The organism is Bradyrhizobium sp. BRP56, assembly GCF_020194035.1.
Taxonomy (GTDB): Bacteria; Pseudomonadota; Alphaproteobacteria; order Rhizobiales; family Xanthobacteraceae; genus Bradyrhizobium; species Bradyrhizobium australafricanum.
Map to the genome: position 1 here is coordinate 40,667 of NZ_JADYVV010000061.1, position 16,584 is coordinate 57,250.

The window sequence follows — 16,584 nt, forward strand, 5'->3', positions numbered from 1 at the left end:
GCAGTCCCGTGCGCGGACCGGCCGGGTTAACCAGAAGGCAAGGATGAGTTGCAAAGCAGTGGAAAAAGGTTCGCCGCTTCCTTTCACAAACCGGTAAAGTTTTCGGGACCCCTAGCAGGCGCCCTTTAGCCTCTTCCCCTGATTCCCCACATCTTAAGTCGATTCGAAGGGATCGTTCGCCATGCTGCCCGGCATGAAACGATCCGGTCGCGTGCGCGGTGCAATGTCCACCCGCCGAAGAGCGGACAGGGGGTGTCAGATGAGATTCTCGCTTCGCCCGCTTGCGCTGCGCGCCGTCATGCTGGGCTTCGGCCTGGCCCTGGCCGCGCCGGTTGCCGAGCTCAATGCCGCTTCGCTGCTTTCGCCCGGTCCGGCGACGCTGATCAGAAAATCGACCGAGCCGTTCGGCCTGACCACCAGCCTGCTTGCCGACGGCGGCCTGCACGCCAAATGGCTCGGCGTACAGCGCCAACTCGCCGACGAATTGGAGCAACTGGCAGCCTGCGAGAGCGACCGCGCCGGTTGCGCGTCGCCGGCGGCGTTGCGATTCCTGGCGATCGTCGAAGCCGGACGGGCGCGTCAGGGTCGCGCCCGGCTCGGCGAGATCAACCGCGCGATCAACCTTGCGATCCGTCCGGGCAGCGATCTCGTGGCCTATGGCGAGCCCGACGTCTGGGCGACGCCGCTCGCCACCTTCGCCCGCGGCAGCGGCGATTGCGAGGACTATGCGATCGCGAAACTCGTGGCGCTGCGCAAGGCCGGCGTGGCGCCGGAAGATCTGCGGATCGTCGTCCTGCATGACCTGCTCGGCGGCGAAGACCATGCGGTGCTCGCCGCGCGGCTCGACGGCCGCTGGCTGACCCTCGACAACCGCCGCATGGCGATGATCGAGGACAGCGACATCAGGAGTTTTCGGCCGACCTTCGTGATCGACCAGCACGGCGTCAGCCGCTATGTCGATGCCCCGCTCGTCACCGAGGCCGCGTGGCGGCCGGCGGCGCGGACGAACTAAGAGCCGGCCAGACATACCTTTCCGTCATTGCGAGCGAAGCGAAGCAATCCATCCCTCCGCGGAAAGATGGATTGCTTCGTCGCTTCGCTCCTCGCAATGACGAGTGAATCCAGATGAGTGACTGCCCGTCAGAACATCAGATTGTCCTTCACCAGCACCCAGCGGCCGCCCTTGACCTGCTGCACCTGGGTGATGGTGTTGGCGAGATGATCCGTCTTGGAGAACTTGGTCGGCGGCGAGCTGAAGATGTCGAGGAATTTGTCGCCTGACTCCAGCGAGTCCAGCATCTTCTGGCCGGAGAGATCCTTGCCCGCCTTCTGCGCGTAGAAGGCGAAGGTCATCACCGCGTTGTAGCCGATGATCGCCTGGGTATTGGCGTCGGTGTTGAACATCTTCTTGTAGTTCACCAGCCAGTCCTTCACCTTGCCCTTGGCCGTATCCTCGTAGGGAATCTCGAAGCCCGAGGCCGCATAGAGCCCTTCGACGGCTTCCTTGCCGAGCGCCGGCACTTCGAGCACGTTGGTCGGGGTGGCGCCGAGGAAGGTCACGTCCCAGCCGAGCTTCTTGGCCTCGTTCATCGCGCCGATGGTCTCGCGGATCACGGTGCCGAGCACGACGAGGTCGCAGCCGTCGGCCTTCATCTTGGCGACCTGCGCCGAGAAGTCAGAGGCGCCGCGCTTGTAGCTCGTGACCGAGGCCGGCTGCACCTTCATCGCGCCGAGCTGCTGGGTGAAGCCGTCGAGCACGTTTTTGCCGTACTCGTCATCCTGATGCATGATGCAGGGCTTCTTGAAGTTCTTCCACTCCATCATGTATTTGAGCGCGGCGCGCGTGCTCTCGACATAGGGCAGGAGGTTGTTGAACTTCAGCCGTTCCTGCGGCTTGGCGGGATCGAACTTGAAGGTGAATTCGGCGGCCGTCAGCGGGAACAGCTGCAACACGCCCGCATCGAACAGGACGTCCTGCGCGGCGAGCACGGTCGGCGAGCCCATCGGGCCGATCATCGCGAACACCTTGTCGCGCTCGACCATCTTCTGCGAGGCCAGCACCGCCTTCTTCGGATCGTAGCCGTTGTCCTCCAGGATCATCTTGATCTTGCGGCCGTTGATGCCGCCGCCGGCGTTGATCTCCTCGACCGCCATCTTCATGCCGTTGGACACCGGAACGCCCCAGACCTTGATCGGGCCGGACAAGTCCTGATGCGTTCCGATCACGATCTCGGTCGGCGAGATGCCTTCATTGGTGACCTTGGTCTGGGCTGCGGCCGGCAGACAGGTCAGCGCCAGCGCGCTCACCGCAAGGCCCAGCGCCTTCAGCGATTTCGACATTGCAGTCTCCTCCTTAACAAAGGCCCATGTTGAGCGAAGGGTCGGGCCTGCTCGCTCCCTCGCCAATTTCCTTCTCCTCGGCTATGCCACCGCGCGTTCGCCATACATGGCGGCGATCTCGGCCGCGTAGCGCTTGTTCACGAAGCTGCGCTTCAGCTTCATGGTCGGCGTCAGCTCCTCGTCCTCGGGCGTGAGCTGGCGCTCGATCAGATAGAATTTCTTGACGGTCTCGACGCGCGCGAACTTGACGTTGACCGCCTCGACCTCGCGCTGGATCAGATCCTGGATTTCGCGTGCGCGGCACAGGCTCGCGTAATTGGTGAAGGGGATGTCGTGGTCCTGGGCGTATTTCTCGACATTCTCCTGGTCGATCATGATCAGGCAGGTGAGATACGGCCGCTTGTCACCGATCACGACCGCATCCGAGACATAGGGCGAGAATTTAAGCTGGTTCTCGATCTCGGACGGCGTGATGTTCTTGCCGCCGGAGGTGATGATGATGTCCTTCATCCGGTCGGTGATCTTGACATAGCCCTCATTGTCGATCGTGCCGACGTCGCCGGTGTGCAGCCAGCCTTTGGCGTCGATCGTCTCGGCAGTCCTCTCCGGCTGGTTGAGATAGCCCATGAACAGGAAGTCGCCCTTGATCAGGATCTCGCCCTTCGGGCAGATCATCACCTCGCCCCAGGGCGCGGCCTTCCCGACCGAGCCGAGCTTGATGCGGTCCGCCGGCATCATGGTGGCGACGCCGCAATTCTCGGTCTGGCCGTAGACCTCGCGCATGTCGATGCCGAGCGCGAGATACCAGCGGATCAGATCCGGCGAGATCGGCGCGGCGCCGGTCAGCGCAATCCGGCAGCGGTCGAGCCCGAGCATGCGGCGGATGTTGCGGAACACCAGCCAATAGGCCGCGCGGTTGGCGAGTCGCAGCGACAGTGGCGGCGTCTCGCCCTGCAGCCGGCACTCGGTCATCCGGTTGCCGATCGCGAGCGCGCGGGCATACATCCAGTTCTGGAACGGGGTCGCATCCTTCAGCGCGATGGTGATGCCGGAATAGAACTTCTCCCAGATCCGGGGCACCGCGAGGAATGCGGTCGGTTGCACCTCGCGAAGATTGTCCGGTACCGTCTCCGGGCTCTCGGCGAAATTCATCACCGATCCCAGCGCGAGCGAGAGGTAATAGCCGCCGACCCGCTCGGCGACGTGACAGAGCGGCAGGAACACCAGGCGCTCCTCGCTGTCGGTCGAGGGGTAGAGATCGTTGGCGTGGCGCATCTGGTGCGTCACGCTGCGGTTGGAATGCATCGCGCCCTTGGGCGGGCCCGTGGTGCCGGAGGTGTAGACCAGGATCGCGAGATCGGAGGCGGTGCGGCTGCCGGTCATCTCGTCCCACAGCGCCGGATTGCCCCAGGCATGATTGCGGCCGAGCGACGTGAATTCCGCGAGCGACAGCACCATCGGATCGGAAAAGCCGGAGAGGCCCTCCATGTCGAACACGACGATCTTCTCCAGCGTCGGACACCGCGACCGGCAGGTCAGCACCTTGTCGAGCTGCTCCTCGTCCTCGACGAAGATCACTCGCGTGCGGGAATCATTGATGAGGTATTCGACCTGCGCCGCCGAATCGGTCGGATAGATGCCGGAAGAGACGCCGCCGGCGCATAGGATGCCCATGTCGGCATAGACCCATTCCGGCACCGCGTTGGCGATGATCGAGCCAACGTCGCCGGGACGGAAGCCTGTGGCATGCAGGCCGTAGGAGATGTCCTTGGAGATCTGCAGCCATTCGCGCCAGCTGGTCGGTTGCCAGATGCCGAACTTCTTCTCGCGGATCGCGGGCCTGTCGCCACGCGTTTGAACCGCGAGCAGAAAGCTCCTCGCGATCGTGTCGGCAACCGTCAGCACCGCTGGTCCGGCCATGCGCGCTCCCTCCTCTGCCGCCGGTCTCACGCGCCGGCTTGTGTTGCCGGTCTTGTTGGCGAAACTGGCCTGAAATCTAGCTCCAACTCTCTTTCAGTGCCAAACCTTCCTGGGCGCCCTTGCCAGCGCCCAGTCATTCTCAACGCCACGTCTTCTTCTTTTTCCAGCGCCGCTCGCCGCGCGCGCCGGCTTCCTTGGCGCCGAGATAGAACTCCTGGATATCGGGTGAATTCATCAGCCGCTCGCAGCTGTCGTTCATGACGACGCGGCCGATCTCCAGCACATAGCCGTAATGCGCGGTCTCCAGCGCGATCTTGGCATTCTGCTCGACCAGCAGGATCGACATGCCCTGCTCCTCATTGACGCGGCGGATAATGGTGAAGATCTCCTTCACCAGGATCGGCGACAGCCCGAGCGACGGCTCATCGAGCAACAGCAGCGTCGGCCGGTTCATCAGCGCCCGCCCGATCGCCAGCATCTGCTGCTCGCCGCCCGAAAGCTGCCCGGCCGGCTGGCCGAGCCGCTCTCTCAACCGTGGAAAATAGCCGTAGACGCGCTCGAGGTCCTGCGCCACACCGTCGCGGTCCTTGCGCAGATAGGCGCCCATCATCAGGTTTTCGCGCACCGACAGGAACGGAAACACCTCACGCCCCTCCGGCACGTGGCTCAGGCCGAGCCGCACGATCCTGTCGGCCTCCATGCGCTGGATCGGCTTGCCGAGGAATTCGATCGAGCCCTTCTGCGGGTCGAGGATCCCGGAGATCGTCTTCAGGACCGTGGTCTTGCCGGCGCCGTTGGCGCCGAGCAGCGTCACGATCCGGCCGCGCGGCACCTCGAGGCTGATGCCGCGGATCGCCATGATCGGCCCGTAATAGCTTTCGATGTTGGAGAGCTTCAGGATGATGTCCGCTGTGCTCATGGCATCATCCTCATGCGCCGAGATACGCTGCGACGACGTCGGGATGGTGCTGCACCTCCGAAGGCGAGCCCATCGCCAGCACGCGGCCGTAGTTCAGCGCGATGACGCGATCGGAGACGCGGTTGACGAGCGTCATGTCGTGCTCGACCATCAGCACGGTGATGCCGAGCTCGCTCTTCATGTCGCGGATCCAGAACGACATGTCGTCGGTCTCCTCGACATTGAGGCCGGAGGACGGTTCGTCGAGCAGGATCAGCTTCGGTTCCGAGCACAGCGCCCGCGCCAGCTCGATCACCTTGCGCACGCCGTAAGGCAGTCCCGAGATCAGCTTGTCGCGGTAGGGCTCGAGATCGAGGAATTCGATCACCTGCTCGACGCGGCGGCGATGCGCCTTCTCGCTGGCGCGAACGCTCGGCAGGAACAATAGCTCCTGCCACAGCCGGGTGGTGGAATGGCGATGGCGGCCGACCAGGAGATTGCTCAGCACGGTCGCGTTCTCGAACAGCTCGATGTTCTGGAAGGTGCGGGCGATGCCGAGTTTCGCGATGTCGTAGGCCGGCTCCTGGGTGATGTCCTGATCCTCGAAGAAGATCTTGCCGGAGGTCGGCGGATAGATCCGCGAGATCAGGTTGAAGATCGAGCTCTTGCCGGCGCCGTTGGGCCCGATGATCGAGAGGATCTCGCCCTTCTCGACCGCGAAGCTGACCGCATCGACCGCCTTGAGGCCACCGAAGTGCAGCGACAGGTTCTCGGCGCGGAAATAGCTCATCTGTTCCGCTCCGATTTCACATAGATCTTCTGCCGCTTGAAGGTTGCGCGCTTGTAGAGCGGGAACAGCTGGAAGAAGAGCTTGATCTTGAGCCAACGGCCATAGAGTCCGAGCGGTTCAAACAGCACGAACAGCACGATGATGATGCCGTAGATCGCGCCCTTCAGTCCGTTGGCGGAGGCGAAGGCTGCGACCGCGTCCTGGATATGGCCCGCGCGCTCGGTGCCGGCGCCGAGGGTGGCAGCAATGCCGCCGATCACGCCGGGCATATCGTCCTTCAGATAGGTCAGGAACGGATCGATCATGACCAGGAAGATCGCGCCCAGCACCGCACCGTGCAGGCTGAACGTGCCGCCGATCAGGATCACGATGATGAACTCGATCGAAAGCTGCAGCGTGAACATCTCGGGCGAGATGAAGGAGAGCTTGTGCGCGAACAGCACGCCGGCAAAGCCGGTGATCGCCGCCGAGATCGCGAACGACTTCACCTTGTAGAGTGCGACATTGATGCCCATGCTGCGCGCCGCGGTTTCGCTGTCGCGGATCGCGACGAAGGCGCGCCCGGTCGGCGAGCGCAGCAGATTGAGCGTGCCGACGATGGTCAGCACCAGCACCGCAAGGCAGAGATAATAGAAGGTCGGGCCGTCGCGCGACACCGTGGTGCCGAGCAGCTGCATGGTCTTGACCCGCATGCCCTCATTGCCGTTGGTGACGCTTTCCCAGCGCGCCAGGATCTCCTCGACGATGAATGCAAAGGAGATCGTCGCGATCACCAGATAGATGCCCTGCAGCCGCAGCGCCGGAAATCCGACCAGCGCGCCGACCACGCCGGTCAACAGCCCCGCGGCGAGGAAGTACACCGGGAACGGCACATTGAACTGCTGCAGATAGGCCGCGGTATAGGCGCCGATCGCAAGAAACGCGGCATGGCCGAGCGAGGCCTGTCCGGTGAAGCCGGTCAGGATCAGGAGCCCGACGCCGACGGTCGCGTAGATGCAGACGAAGACGAGCTGGCTCATCAGATAGCTTGAGAGCACGTAGGGCGCGATCAGCAGCACCGCCAGCAACAGGCCGTAGGAATAGATGTAGCCCGAATGCGGGAACAGCTTGATGTCGTCTTCGTAATCGGTCTTGAAGAGAAACCGCATCCGTTGCTCCTCAGACTTTCTTCCGGACATGAAGACCGAACAGGCCCTCGGGCTTGAGCAGCAGCACCGCGAGCAGCACGATGTAGGGCGCGACGTCCTTCCATCCCTGCGGCAAATAGAAGCCGGCCATGCTCTCGATCACGCCGATCAGGACGCCGCCGACCACGGCGCCCGGGATCGAGCCGAAGCCGCCGAGCAGCGCGGCCGGAAACGCCTTCAGCCCCAGCACCAGGCCGACATTGGAATGGATGAAGGTGATCGGCGCCAGCAACACGCCGGCGCAGGTCGCGACCGCGGCCGAGATCGCCCAGACGATCGAGACCACCCGCTTGACCGGAATGCCCATGTAATAGGCAGCCAGCATGTTCTCGGAGCTGGCGCGCATCGCGGTGCCGAGCGTGGTGCGATTGAAGAACAAATAGAGCAGCGCGCACAGGATGATGGTCGCCGCGATCACCGACAGCTTGTCGTAGGCGAGCACCAGGCTGCCGATCCGCAGCACGCCCTGGCTGAACGGCGTCTCGATCTTGAAGTCGTCTGTGCCCCAGATCATGCCGGAGACCGAGCGCAGGAAATAGCCGAGCCCGATCGTCGCCATGATGATGGAGAATTGCGGATAGCCGAGGATCGGCCGCACCACGAGCCGCTCGGCCAGCATGCCGAACAGCGCCATGCAGATCACCGCGCCGGCGAACCCGACCCAGTAATTCAGCCCGAGCATGCCGATGAAGGTGAAGGCGAAAAAGCCGCCCAGCATCATCAAATCGCCTTGCGCGAAATTGACGACCTCGGTTGCCTTGTAGACCAGCACGAAGCCGAGCGCGATCAGGCCGTAAACGCAGCCGAGCGCGATGCCGCTGACGAGCTGCTGAACAAAGTCCAGCATCGTTCCCTCCCCGATGCCCGGCGATTCTTATCCGATCGCTCGTTGCATCCCGCCTTCACGCCCTTGTGTCTGGAGCGCCGAAAGCCGCCTATGTCCGCCCCGATTGAGCCAAAAGGCCCGATCCCTGTCAACAAACCGCTGTTGTCGCTGTATCATCACATTTGCGGAGATTTGCCGCAGCACGGACTAATACGGATATCACCTTTGATTTGCCCCGTGCGATTCACTGCACCGAAACGGTTTTTGTCCAAGCTTTGCGCAACCGACGAGCGAAATTCCGGATCGCCACCACGCCATGACACCTGAACTGTCCGCACTCGCCGTGCGAGGGTTAACCAAGCGTTTTGACCGCCCGGCGGTCGACGCGCTCGATCTCACGATCCGTGTCGGTGAGTTCTATGCGCTGCTCGGACCGAACGGCGCCGGCAAGACCACGACGCTGCGCATGGTGGCGGGGCTATTGCGGCCCGATGCCGGCTCGGTGTCGATCCTCGGCATCGACGCGCTGGCCGATCCGGTCGCCGCCAAGCAGATCATGGCTTGGGTGTCCGACGAGCCGATGATCTACGACAAGCTGACGCCGCTGGAATATCTCGAATTCGTCGCCGGCCTGTGGGGCATCGATCCGCGCACGTCGGAGAGCTCGGCGCGCGATCTTTTGGTGTCGCTCGGGCTCGAGCCGCATCTCAACGAGCGCTGCGAAGGCTTTTCCAAGGGCATGCGCCAGAAGGTGGCGCTGGCCGGCGCGCTGGTGCACGATCCCCGCCTGATCATTCTCGACGAACCGCTGACCGGCCTCGACGCGCTGTCGGCGCGTCACGTCAAGGGACTGCTGCAGGAGCGCGTCCGCGCCGGCTGCACCGTGATCATGACGACCCACATTCTCGAAGTCGCCGAGCGGATGGCCGACCGGATCGGCGTGATCGCGGCCGGCAGGCTGATCGCCGAGGGTACGCTGGCCGAGCTGCGCGCGCAGAACGGCCGCAACGACACCACGCTCGAGGACATGTTCATCGCGCTGGTCGATACCGAAGCGGCGGCCGCGTGAGCTCGGTCGCCCACCTCACCTGGTTCGCGCGGCACGAATTCCGCCTGGCGTGGCGCGAATGGCTGGCGATGATGACCGGCGGCCGTCGCCGGCGCAATCGCGCCGTGATCGGGCTCCTGATCTTCGCGGCGATCCTGCATCTGCCGGCTTATGCCGTGGTCAACCGCTATGCCGACCTGCGGTTTCCGCTCGACCCGTCGTCGCTGATCGTGCTGACCGCGACGATCTTCCTGGCCTGGGCGCTGATGCTCTCGCAGGCGATCGAGTCGGTGACGCGCGTGTTCTACGCCCGCGCCGATCTCGATCTGATCATGTCGTCGCCGGCAAAACTCACCAACATCTTCTCGATCCGGATCGCCGCGATCGCGCTGACGGTGAGCAGCATGGCGCTCTTGCTGTCGACGCCGTTCATCGACGTGCTGGTCTATCTCGGCGGCCCGCGCTGGCTCGCCGGCTTCGGCGTCGTCCTTGCGATCGGGCTGTCGGCGGCAGCCGCCGCGATCACCGTCACCGCGTTCCTGTTCCGCCTGATCGGGCCGAGCCGGACGCGGCTGGTAGCGCAGGTCGTCTCCGCCGTGATCGGCGCCGGCTTCGTCATCGCGCTGCAGGTCGTGGCCGTGCTGTCCTACGGCACGCTGTCGCGCTTTGCCTTTCTGACCTCGGAAACCGCGGCGCGAATTGCCCCCGCTTCCGACAGCCTGCTGTGGTGGCCGGCGCGGGCATCGCTCGGCGAGCTCGAAATCATGCTGCTGCTGCTCGCCGCGGCGCTGGTGATGCTCGGCGGCGTGATGGCGCTATTCGCACCGCGGTTTGCCGATACGGTCGCCAGCGTCGCGGCCAATCCGGCTGCGGTGACGCGGGGACGCGCCCGCGCCTTCCGGGCCGGCTCGCGGCAGCAGGCGCTGCGGCGCAAGGAATTCTTGCTGCTGCGCCGCGATCCGTGGCTGCTGTCGCAGACCCTGATGCAGATGCTCTATCTGCTGCCGCCGGCGTTGATGCTGTGGCGCAGCTTCTCCGGCACGTCGACCGCGATCGTGCTGATCACCCCCGTCATCGTGATGGCCGCCGGCCAGCTCGCCGGCGGGCTCGCCTGGCTGACCATCTCCGGCGAGGACGCGCCCGATCTGGTGGCGACCGCGCCGCTGCCGCCGTCACGCGTGACCCGCGCCAAGGTCGAGGTGGTCCTGATCGCAATCGCCGTAATCTTCGCCCCGCTGGTGGCCGCGTTGGCGTTTGCCTCGCCAGGGCAGGCCGCGGTCACGGCGATCGCAATCCTCATCGCGACCGCATCCGCCGCCGCGGTCCAGCTCTGGTTCCGCGCGCAGGCCAAGCGCAGCCAATTCCGGCGGCGTCAGACCTCCTCCCGCATCGCCACCTTCGCGGAAGCCTTCTCCTCGATCGGCTGGGCTGCAACTGCGGCGTTGGCCCTGACAATCCCGACGGCCGCGCTGGTCAGCGGCATTCTGACGCTGCTGACGCTTGCCATCGCCTGGAAGATCAGCCCGCGGCGCTAGCCTTCATCACCTCCAGCACTGCGGCGGCAAACGCCTCCGGCGCTTCCTGCGGCAGATTGTGGCCGGCATGCGGAATCAGGCGATGGGCAAGGCGGCGGGTGTACTTTGCCGCGGTGCGACTGCCGTCGGTCGCGAACGTCACGCCGTCGTCGGCGCCGTCGAGCGAGATGGCGGGGACCCTGATGACAGGCAATGTGTCGAGCCGCCGCTGCAAATCCGCATATTGCGGATCCCCGTCGACAACGCCGTAGCGGTGGCGATAACTGTGGATCACGACGTCGACATAATCAGGATTGTCGAACGCGACCGCAGTCCGCTCGAAGCAGGCGTCGTCGAACGCCCAGCTCGGCGACCATTGCGACCACAGGATTTTGGCGATGCCGCGCCGATTGGCGGCAAGCCCGGCCCGCCCCCGCTCGAGCTGGAAGTAGTACTGATACCAAAGCGGCACCTCGCGATCGGGCGGCGCCGGCACCATCGCATGCGCGATGTCCTGGATCATGTAGCCGTTGGTGCAGACGAGTCCGATGCATCTCTCCGGCCACAGCGCCGCACCGATCGATGCGGCGCGGCCGCCCCAGTCATAGCCGGCGAACACCGCGCGCGCGATGCCGAGCGCGTCCATCAGCGCCATCATGTCGGCGCCGACCGCCGCCTGCTCGCCCGAGCGCGGCGTCGCCTTGTCGCGGAAGGCCGTCGGTCCGTAGCCGCGCAGATAGGGCACGATGACCCGACAGCCTTGCGCCGCCAGCATGGGCGCGACGTCCACATAGGAGTGGATGTCGTAAGGGAAGCCATGCATCAGCAGCACGGCCGGCCCATCGGAAGGGCCCGCTTCGTAATAGGCGATGTTGAGCACACCGGCATCGACATGGCGCAATGGCTCGAGCCGTTTGGTCGAAGGCGCGCGCTGCGAAGAGACGGTATCAGTCACGCAAAACTCCCTGATCTCGATCGTTTGCGCGGCATCCTAGCGTGTCCCGACGCAATAATCGCCCGGCTCGTGTTGCAGCCCGCGCCATGGAGCGATGCACGGGCCTCATCATGACGGCGCGCCAAATGCGCGCTAGTCTTCCCGTCCGCGGATGCCGCCGCAGACGGAACAGGTCATGCTGAGATTGCTCGCCGCGCTGGTCTTGCTTGGATCACTGACCGGTCACGCTTTCGCGCAGGATGCCCGGCGCAGCGAATGTCTGGCGATGGCCAATGCGCCGCCGCGCGCCGTCCCGGTGAACTACCGGCGCGTCGCAGCCAAAGCCGACGAAGTCGCGATCACCTATGCCGGCCATTCGACCTACTATATCGACACGCCCGGCGGCATCCGGATCGCGACCGACTACAACGGCGTCTATCGGACCGGGCGGCTGCCCGACGTCGCGACCATGAACCGGGCCCACGCGACCCATTACACGCTGTTTCCCGATCCCAAGATTCCCCACGTGCTGCATGGCTGGGGCGAGAACGGCCAGGCCGCGCATTACGCCGAGCGCATCGGCGACGCTTATATCCGCAACGTCACCACCGACATCCGCCGCTACTGGGGCGAAGACTCCGGCGGCGAGATGATCAAGGACGGCAATTCGATCTTCATCTTCGAGGTCGCCGGCCTCTGCATCGGCCATCTCGGCCACCTCCACGTCAAGCTCGACGACAGCCATTTCGCCGCGATCGGCCGGCTCGACATCGTGATGGTGCCGATCGACGGCACCTATACGATGTCGCTCGACGGCATCTCCGAGATCACCAGGCGATTGCGCGCCGCCGTCGTGCTGCCGATGCACCGCTTCGCCACCCCACTCGACGAGTTCATGCGCCTGATCGGCCAGCAGTTCGAGATCGATCGCCGCGGCGGCGAGCGCACCTTGCGGATTTCGCGCGACACCCTGCCGGCGACGCCGACGGTGATCATCCTCGACGGAGTGTGAGGCTCAATGGACTCATTCCTCCGCCGCTTGGCTGCGCCGGTAGTGCCGCCGCGATTTGGCAAGATTGCCGCAATCGCCCATCGAGCACCACCGCCGGTTCTGGGTACGGCTCTCGTCAACGAACAACCAACCGCAACCCCGCTCATCCTGGCACTGCTTCACCCTCAGCGCACGGGGCCCGGTCAGAAGGCTCACCGCCGACCATGCGATCGGCTTGAGCAGCGTCTCGGGCGCAACTTTCCCGGCTGTCGGCAGCCACCGCAGGGTGTCGCCGACAGGTCCGAGCGCAACACCGCTCAACGCGGCTTCGAGGTATCGGTTGATATCGGCCAGCGCCGTCGGATCGATCCGGCCGCCTCCGATGCGGGCGATAAAGATCCTGTAGAGCGCCTCGCGCAGACCATGCGCCGCATTCAGAAAGGCATCGGCCTCGTGCGGTGAGGCTTTCCATCGCGCCCTGAGCTGCGCGGCGATCCGGCGATCCGCCAGTTCGGCATCGACCAGCCATTTCAGAATGGAATCCGAGGTCGCGATCCGATCCTCAACCAGGTCGCGGAGACGCCATGCGACGGTATTGACGAACTTGATGCTGAGCTCTTCCCGGGACGACGCCTCAGGCGAAGGAACGCGCGGCATGGTCCAGCAACTCCTCCGGAACGCATAACCCCTTAATGGGTTGGATTTGATAACCCATTAAGGGGTTAGAATCTAGCTCGGGAGCTTCGTATGTCCAAGCGCCTTTTGATTGTCGGCGCGTTCGCCGCCATCTATCTGCTTTGGGGTTCCACCTACTTCGCGATCGCGCTCGGCTTGAAGTCGATCCCGCCGTTCCTGCTGATGGGCCTTCGCTCGCTCGGCGGCGGCCTGATCCTGATCGCGCTGAACGGGGCGGACGTCACGCGTGTTTCGCGGTGGAACTGGCTGACCGCAGCACTCTGCGGCGTGCTGTTCTTCGTCGGCTGCCATGGTGTTCTCGCTTATGCCCAGCAATCGGTTCCGTCCGGCATCGCCGCGATCATGCTGGCTACGATCCCGTTCTGGGTGTTGCTCATCGATTTCCTGTATCCGCAAACCCGGCGTCCTGCGACCATGACGCTGGCCGCATTGCTGCCCGGCCTTGCTGGTGTGGCAATCGTGGGCTGGCAATCGGCCGAACAGGGCCATTTCAGTATCCTTCCCATTCTGCTGCTGCTCGCTGCGGCGTTCTCCTGGGCGATGGGAACGGTGCTGTCGCGTCGGACTTCGGATCATGGTTCGCCAACATTGTCGTCAGGCATGCAACTGTCGATCGGTGGCGCGGTCCTGTTAGCAATCAGTCTTGCGTCCGGTGAATTGGAAGGCTTCTCGCCGCGCGACGTTTCGGCGCCCTCGCTCGCGGCCGTGATCTATCTCGCCATTGCCGGCAGCGTCATCGGCTTCACGGCATTTCGCTGGCTGCTCGACAATGTGTCGACGTTCATGGTCTCGACCTACATCTTCGTCAACCCGATCATCGCCGTGCTGCTCGGCACGCTGATTCTGGGCGAGCCGTTTTCCGTCACGATGTTGTTTGGAGCGCTTCTTGTCATCGCCTCGGTCATCATCACCTGGCGCACCGAGCAGGCATCGCCGGCGTCGGCGCGGCAAGCTCAGTCGATGACATGGTCGCGAGCGGCAATACGGTCGGGTTGACCGGCACGCGCAGACGTACGCATGCCTCCTCAGGCAGAGGTCAGGCAGAGGCCCGGGTTTGACGCGTCGCTGCGCGGCTCGTTATCCTCCACGCAGCCGACATCGTATCGGCGGCCGACAAGAGCAAGAACAGGGAGCATCATCAATGGCCAGCACTCTGCCCGCCTCCGCCAGCGGGCTCTATGCCAATCCGCGCGAAGACTGGCTCGCCCAATACACCGAGGAGATCATCGATCCGGCCCGGCCAATCGTCGATCCGCATCACCATCTCTGGGATCGTGGGGGCTTGCGCTATCTGATCGAGGACATGCGCGACGACATCGCGTCCGGCCACAACATCGTGGCCACCGTTTATGTCGATTGCCGGTCGATGTACCGCGCCGACGGCCCGGAGGCGTTCCGTCCGGTCGGCGAGGTCGAGTTCGCCAACGGCGTCGCGGCGATGGCGGCGAGCGGCGGCTACGGCAAGGCGGCGATCTGCGCCGGCATCGTCAGCCACGTTAACCTTCTGATCGGCGATCAGGCCAAGGCGGTGCTCGAGGCGCAGATTGCCGCCGGCAACGGCCGGTTCCGCGGCATCCGCCACTCCTCGGCCTGGGACGAGGATCCCAACGTCGCCCACATGTACGCGAACCGGCCGAAGGGCATTCTGCTGGACCCCACCTTTCGTAGGGGGTTCGCCTGCCTGGCGCCACTCGGGCTCAGCTTCGATGCCTGGTTGTTCCACCCGCAGATCGGCGAGCTGACCGACCTCGCCCGCGCCTTTCCCGATACCAGGATCGTGCTCGACCATTGCGGCGGCCCGGTCGGCACCGGCCGCTTCGCCGGCAAGCGCGCGGAGACCTTTCCGGTCTGGAAGGCGTCGATCCAGGAGATCGCCAGATGCCCGAACGTCGTGGTCAAGCTCGGCGGGCTGGCGATGTGCCTGCTCGGCTACGATTTCCACCTCCGCCCCAGGCCGCCCTCGTCGGAGGAACTTGCCGCCGCCTGGCGGCCTTATGTCGAGACCTGCATCGAGGCGTTCGGTCCGGACCGTTGCATGTTCGAGAGCAACTTCCCACCTGATAAGGGGCAATGCAGCTACCAGGTCATCTTCAACACCTTTAAACGGCTTGCATCACAATATAGCGAAGCCGAAAAGACGGCGTTGTTCTTGAAGACGGCAAAGGATGTCTATCGGCTCGATATCGGGTAAACTCTCGACTCATGGATGACGGCATCACCATCCGGCCGCTTCGAGAGGCTGATGCGGAAGCGGTGGTCGAACTTTACGCAAAGGCAGCCGCGGTGGAACCGCGGCTAGGCCCTGTCACGCTGCCGCAATGGGACCAGTTCCTGAAGCTGCCGCAGAACCGCGGCGGGCGCGGCTTTCGTGTTGCCGAGCGCGATGGCGCACTCGTCGGCCTCGCCGAGTCCTCGTTGCGCGACCAGGGCGCGCATCACACCCGATTCCTCAAGATCGTCGTGGCGCCCGAGATGCGCCGCCACCGGATTGGCCTCGCGCTGTTCGACGAGGTGCTTGCGATCGACGCCGATGCCGATCTCACCGTTCAGACGCTGGTGAGCAGCGACTGGCCTGCGGGTATGGCCTTCGTCGCGGCCTTCGGCTTCGTTCACGTCGAGTCCGAGATCGGCATGAAGTGCGTCGAGCCGTTGCAGCCGGCGCGCACGCTCGCGGCCGCGCGCGCCACCATCGAGCAGGTCAGCGACGTCACCGCCTGCGCGGGCGAGGTCGCGCGCATCCACAATGCCGCCTATGCCTCGGACGCCGCCTTCCGCCTGTACTCGCCGGAGGAGATGGCGCAGGTCCTGACCGAGAGCGAAGTCTGGATCGCGTCGGAGGATGGACAGATGTCGGGCTTCTGCCTGACCGAGCCGGAACGGAACTCGATGTGGATCGAGTCGGTCGCCGTCGATCCGGTGCGGCAGGGACGCGGGCTCGGCCAGCTGCTGGTCTATCGCGTGCTGGCTGCACATGACGTATCGGTCGAGCACCCGTGCTGGCTCAACGTCTCGAGCCGCAACGCTCCCGCGCTGAAGATCTATCGCCGGCTCGGATTCCGGCCGCAGCACGAGACCTGCCGCTTCAGCGCGCCACGCGGCGACCTGCTCGCCGCGCGGGGGCGGAGGTTTCAGTAGAGCGCGATGAGATTGGGTCGGTAGCGACGGCGACGGGATTGCGCTCCCTCGCCCCGTTCTTACGGGGAGAGGGTTGGGGTGAGGGGCCTCTCCACATATTCGGTGACAGCTGCATTCGCGGAGGCGCCCCCTCACCCGGATCGCATCTGAAGATGCGATCCGACCTCTCCCCGCAAGCGCAGGGCTGTCCGGGGAACGTCATCCATAGCAGAACTCCATCTGGTTTGGGGATGTTCTGCATTTGCGGTGGCTGGGATTGATGGGCGGAGGCTGGTCGATGGTGGCGAGTGCTCGACGGGTGAACA

Annotated in this window: 15 protein-coding genes; 7 read left to right on the forward strand and 8 right to left on the reverse strand. The window is 64.5% G+C overall.

Annotated features, from left to right (window positions below; genetic code table 11):
• Positions 1–259 precede the first annotated feature (259 nt).
• Positions 260–1,012: a transglutaminase-like cysteine peptidase gene (locus tag I6F38_RS32805; protein WP_225163331.1), complete on the forward strand. Its 753-nt coding sequence runs from the start codon at positions 260–262 to the stop codon at positions 1,010–1,012.
• Between the two features lie 128 nt (positions 1,013–1,140).
• On the opposite strand, the gene I6F38_RS32810 is transcribed toward I6F38_RS32805, so the two are convergent.
• The 6 genes from I6F38_RS32810 to I6F38_RS32835 all read right to left on the reverse strand — a co-directional run bounded on the left by I6F38_RS32810 (position 1,141) and on the right by I6F38_RS32835 (position 7,982).
• Entirely contained in the window at positions 1,141–2,340 is a 1,200-nt protein-coding gene (locus I6F38_RS32810) for an ABC transporter substrate-binding protein (protein WP_225163332.1), read from the reverse strand.
• A gap of 81 nt (positions 2,341–2,421) precedes the next feature.
• On the reverse strand, positions 2,422–4,260 hold the full coding sequence (locus tag I6F38_RS32815; protein WP_225163333.1) for an AMP-dependent synthetase/ligase: 1,839 nt from the start codon (positions 4,258–4,260) through the stop codon (positions 2,422–2,424).
• A 139-nt stretch (positions 4,261–4,399) separates the two neighbouring features.
• Positions 4,400–5,179, reverse strand: coding sequence for an ABC transporter ATP-binding protein (locus I6F38_RS32820; RefSeq protein WP_076832616.1), 780 nt, complete (start codon positions 5,177–5,179; stop codon positions 4,400–4,402).
• Between the two features lie 10 nt (positions 5,180–5,189).
• On the reverse strand, positions 5,190–5,948 hold the full coding sequence (locus I6F38_RS32825; RefSeq protein WP_212054575.1) for an ABC transporter ATP-binding protein: 759 nt from the start codon (positions 5,946–5,948) through the stop codon (positions 5,190–5,192).
• Positions 5,945–7,096 carry a branched-chain amino acid ABC transporter permease gene (locus I6F38_RS32830; RefSeq protein WP_016846829.1) on the reverse strand — a complete coding sequence of 384 codons (1,152 nt, stop codon included), beginning with the start codon at positions 7,094–7,096 and terminating at the stop codon, positions 5,945–5,947. Before I6F38_RS32830 ends, I6F38_RS32825 begins: the two co-directional genes overlap by 4 nt.
• 10 nt (positions 7,097–7,106) lie before the next feature.
• Positions 7,107–7,982, reverse strand: coding sequence for a branched-chain amino acid ABC transporter permease (locus I6F38_RS32835; protein ID WP_225163334.1), 876 nt, complete (start codon positions 7,980–7,982; stop codon positions 7,107–7,109).
• Positions 7,983–8,277: 295 nt separating this feature from the next.
• On the opposite strand from I6F38_RS32835, the gene I6F38_RS32840 reads away from it, so the two are divergent.
• Both I6F38_RS32840 and I6F38_RS32845 read left to right on the forward strand, forming a co-directional pair.
• Positions 8,278–9,030: an ABC transporter ATP-binding protein gene (locus I6F38_RS32840; RefSeq protein WP_050382508.1), complete on the forward strand. Its 753-nt coding sequence runs from the start codon at positions 8,278–8,280 to the stop codon at positions 9,028–9,030.
• Entirely contained in the window at positions 9,027–10,544 is a 1,518-nt protein-coding gene (locus tag I6F38_RS32845; RefSeq protein ID WP_225163335.1) for a permease, read from the forward strand. The genes I6F38_RS32840 and I6F38_RS32845 overlap by 4 nt, the downstream gene beginning before the upstream one ends.
• Here I6F38_RS32845 and I6F38_RS32850 read toward each other — a convergent pair.
• Positions 10,528–11,478 carry an alpha/beta hydrolase gene (locus I6F38_RS32850; protein ID WP_225163336.1) on the reverse strand — a complete coding sequence of 317 codons (951 nt, stop codon included), beginning with the start codon at positions 11,476–11,478 and terminating at the stop codon, positions 10,528–10,530. The two genes, I6F38_RS32845 and I6F38_RS32850, sit on opposite strands and share 17 nt — an antisense overlap.
• Before the next feature lie 175 nt (positions 11,479–11,653).
• Here I6F38_RS32850 and I6F38_RS32855 point away from each other — a divergent pair, with 175 nt between their 5' ends.
• Positions 11,654–12,469: an MBL fold metallo-hydrolase gene (locus I6F38_RS32855; protein ID WP_225163337.1), complete on the forward strand. Its 816-nt coding sequence runs from the start codon at positions 11,654–11,656 to the stop codon at positions 12,467–12,469.
• Between the two features lie 12 nt (positions 12,470–12,481).
• On the opposite strand, the gene I6F38_RS32860 is transcribed toward I6F38_RS32855, so the two are convergent.
• Positions 12,482–13,105, reverse strand: coding sequence for an ABATE domain-containing protein (locus I6F38_RS32860; protein ID WP_225163338.1), 624 nt, complete (start codon positions 13,103–13,105; stop codon positions 12,482–12,484).
• A 90-nt stretch (positions 13,106–13,195) separates the two neighbouring features.
• On the opposite strand from I6F38_RS32860, the gene I6F38_RS32865 reads away from it, so the two are divergent.
• The 3 genes from I6F38_RS32865 to I6F38_RS32875 all read left to right on the forward strand — a co-directional run bounded on the left by I6F38_RS32865 (position 13,196) and on the right by I6F38_RS32875 (position 16,279).
• Positions 13,196–14,140 (forward strand): EamA family transporter, encoded by a 945-nt coding sequence (locus I6F38_RS32865; protein WP_225163339.1) that lies wholly within the window; start codon positions 13,196–13,198, stop codon positions 14,138–14,140.
• Between the two features lie 145 nt (positions 14,141–14,285).
• On the forward strand, positions 14,286–15,335 hold the full coding sequence (locus I6F38_RS32870; protein ID WP_225163340.1) for an amidohydrolase family protein: 1,050 nt from the start codon (positions 14,286–14,288) through the stop codon (positions 15,333–15,335).
• Positions 15,336–15,346: 11 nt separating this feature from the next.
• A complete protein-coding gene (locus I6F38_RS32875) occupies positions 15,347–16,279 on the forward strand; it encodes a GNAT family N-acetyltransferase (protein ID WP_225163341.1) in 933 nt (310 codons plus the stop codon).
• Positions 16,280–16,584 lie beyond the last annotated feature (305 nt).